This window comes from Dethiosulfatibacter sp. (assembly GCF_983023055.1).
Genome location: NZ_CEZJXU010000310.1, coordinates 1 through 3,181, shown reverse-complemented (window position 1 = coordinate 3,181; position 3,181 = coordinate 1). Strand labels below are relative to the sequence as shown.

Below are 3,181 nucleotides of genomic sequence, written 5' to 3'. Positions count from 1 at the left end.
CAACAGTCTCTCTATCTGCAATACCTACTGCATAAACATGATAATCGTTTATCATTGGATCTCCAAGATCATCATCCTTGTAACTAAATTCAAATATAGTTTCCTTAAGCTCTGTACCTTCTTCAAGACCCATTCTCTTTGCAAATGAACCAGCAACTACATTTCTAATTATTACCTCCAGAGGTACAATCTCAACAGCCTTTACAAGAGACTCTCTGTCGCTTAAAAGCTTTTCATAATGAGTTGGTATTCCATTTTCTTCAAGAAGCATAAACATGGCAGCAGACATTTTATTGTTTACAACACCTTTACCAACAATAGTACCCTTCTTCTCGCCATTAAATGCAGTAGCATCATCCTTATAATCAACTATATACTGTTTTTCATTGTCAGTTTTAAATACCTTCTTAGCTTTTCCTTCATACAACATTTCAAGTTTTTTCATTGTTATTCCTCCAAAATTTTCAAATTCGATTTTATTTGACATACCTGATACGATTTAAAGTTAATAAATTGATTCATCTTAAAATTATTAAAACATCATCAGCTACAAGGATAATATGGTTTACAGGCTAGGTCTCGACTTCAAGGTTCGTCAATCTACCTTATCAATAAAGATTAACTTTCCGAGGGAGTAGGGAGCCTGTAAATTATATTATCCCAACTTGCTGAAGTCACCTATATCTGACTTTGAATGTTTGCGTCTTTTTCCTTTACTGCTGCAGCCATTTCAGCCTTGTATTCCTTGAATTTAACCTTCAACACGTCATATTTAATTGATAGCATCTGCACTGCAAGAAGTGCTGCATTTTCAGCTCCATTTATAGCAACTGTAGCAACTGGAACTCCGCTTGGCATCTGTACTATGGAAAGAAGAGAATCTAGTCCGTCCATTGTTGAAGACTTTATTGGAAGTCCTATAACAGGAAGAGTGCTGACTCCTGCAAGAATTCCAGGAAGATGTGCTGCCTTTCCTGCTGCCCCTATAATCAGGTCGTATTCCTTGTATGCATTCTTTGCGAAATCCACTGCTTCGAATGGTGTTCTATGTGCCGATATTACCCTTGCATCAAAGTCAACACCAAATTTTCTTAAAACCTTAAGTCCCTTTTCAACTACAGGCAAATCTGAATCACTGCCCATTATTACTGCTACTTTCATGGTAACCCTCCTAAAATGTATTATTTAAAATAGTTTATTCCCGCTTCAAATATCTTCTGATCCTTATTTCCAGGAATATTTATATGTATATTGTCTCCAATTCTTTCTGAATGCCCCATTTTACCAAGTATTCTTCCATCAGGGCTTGTAATTCCTTCAACTGCTTCCACAGATCCGTTTGGATTGGCAAAACCATTATATGTCGGTTGTCCGTTGACATCCACATACTGTGTCGCAATCTGACCAGCTACTTCAAGTTTCGCAATCCACTTTTCGTTTGCTATGAATCTTCCTTCTCCGTGTGATACAGGTATTGCATGGATATCTCCTACCTTGCAGTTACTGTACCATGGTGAAAGATTCGATGTTATCTTGGTATTAACAAAAGTTGATATATGTCTACCTATCTTATTATAGGCTAGCGTAGGTGAATCCTCTTCAAGGTCCCTTATTTCGCCGTACTGCACAAGACCAAGTTTTATGAGAGCTTGGAATCCATTGCATATTCCAAGCATAAGACCGTCCCTGTTTTTAAGAAGGTCCATTACTGCTTCCTTAAGCATTGGATTTCTGAATACGGAAGTTATGAACTTTCCTGAACCTTCAGGCTCATCTCCTGCACTGAATCCTCCTGGAATTGCAATTATTTGCGATTCTTTGATTTTATCAGCCATTTGCTTTATAGACTCGTCTATACTCATACTATTAAAGTTTCTGAATACGAATATTTCCGCTTCTCCACCAGCTCTTTCAAAAGCTTTTGCAGTATCATATTCACAGTTTGTTCCCGGGAATACTGGAATAAACACCTTTGGCTTTGCAATTCCACCTTTTCCCTTTATAACCCTTCCTGCTGTATATTCAAATTTCCTTACTTCACCCTCTATATCTTCCTTTGCAGGGAAGACCTTGTCAAGAGGCTTCATCCAGGCATCTATCATCTCGTCAAGTTCTATTTCCACACAGTTTATCTTGATTATCTCATCTTCTATAGTTTTTCCTATATTTATATGTTCAAGACCTTCAAGATAGTCAAGGGATTCCACTTCAAGAACAAGTGACCCGTATGAAGGCTCAAATAAACTGTTAAGGTCGGTGTTGAATTTACAAAGTGCACCTATCTTGTTTCCAAAGGCCATCTTAGATATTGCAGCTCCCAATCCACCTTTACCTATGGTATGAGCTGAAAGAATGCTTCCCTTTTCTATAAGTTCAGCTATCTTACTGTACTTCACTCTTATATCTTCATAAAGAGGAAGTCCATTTTCTTCCTGTTTTATTTCAACGGCTACTATATATGATCCTGATTTCTTGAATTCAGGAGATATAACCTTGCTTGCCTTTGCATGGGTTACTGCAAATGATACTAGAGTTGGAGGTACGTCCATGTCCTTGAATGTTCCAGACATGCTGTCCTTTCCTCCTATTGCAGGTATGTCCAGCTCTGTCTGTGCCTTGAATGCTCCAAGTAGTGCCGAGAAAGGCTTACCCCATCTCTTCTCTTCCTTGTTAAGCTTCTCAAAGTATTCCTGAAGAGTAAGTCTTACCTTACTGTAATCTCCACCCATTGCAACAATCTTTGCAAGTGAATGTATTACTGCATACTGTGCACCGTGGTATGGACTCCATTTTGAAAGGTCAGGATCAAATCCGTGAGCCATGAGTGTACATGTATCTGTTTTTCCATCAAGTACAGGAAGCTTTGCAGCCATTCCTTCAGTAGGTGTCAGCTGATACTTTCCTCCATAAGGCATGAGAACAGTTCCCGCACCAACAGTTGAGTCAAATCTTTCACCAAGTCCCTTCTGAGATGCATTGTTGAGCTTCCTAAGGTTGTCAAGCCATGCATTCTTCACATCGTCATTATCGCATTCTATATTTCTAATCTCAAATGCAGGCTTTTCAGAAGGCTCTGCAACATATATGTTGCATTTCTGCTTCACTCCATTTGTTTCGAGAAAGGCCCTTGAAATGTCAAGTATTGAATCGCCTCTCCACTTCATCACAAGTCTTCCAGTAT

General features: G+C 38.7%; 3 protein-coding genes. All 3 read right to left on the bottom strand.

Annotation, left to right across the window (positions count from 1 at the left end; all coding sequences use genetic code 11):
• Window positions 1-445 (bottom strand): phosphoribosylaminoimidazolesuccinocarboxamide synthase (locus AC3AX0_RS10135; protein ID WP_487550174.1); only part of this gene is annotated, 445 nt, incomplete at its 3' end.
• A 233-nt stretch (window positions 446-678) separates the two neighbouring features.
• Window positions 679-1,161 (bottom strand): 5-(carboxyamino)imidazole ribonucleotide mutase, encoded by a 483-nt coding sequence (gene purE, locus AC3AX0_RS10130; protein ID WP_487550173.1) that lies wholly within the window; start codon window positions 1,159-1,161, stop codon window positions 679-681.
• Between the two features lie 20 nt (window positions 1,162-1,181).
• On the bottom strand, window positions 1,182-3,181 hold a 2,000-nt coding region (locus AC3AX0_RS10125; protein WP_487550172.1), incomplete at its 5' end, for a phosphoribosylformylglycinamidine synthase subunit PurQ.

Coding starts and splice junctions, on each gene's coding strand:
- purE (WP_487550173.1), bottom strand. CDS start 1,161: ATGAAAGTAGCAGTAATAATGGGCAGTGATTCAGATTTGCCTGTAGTT.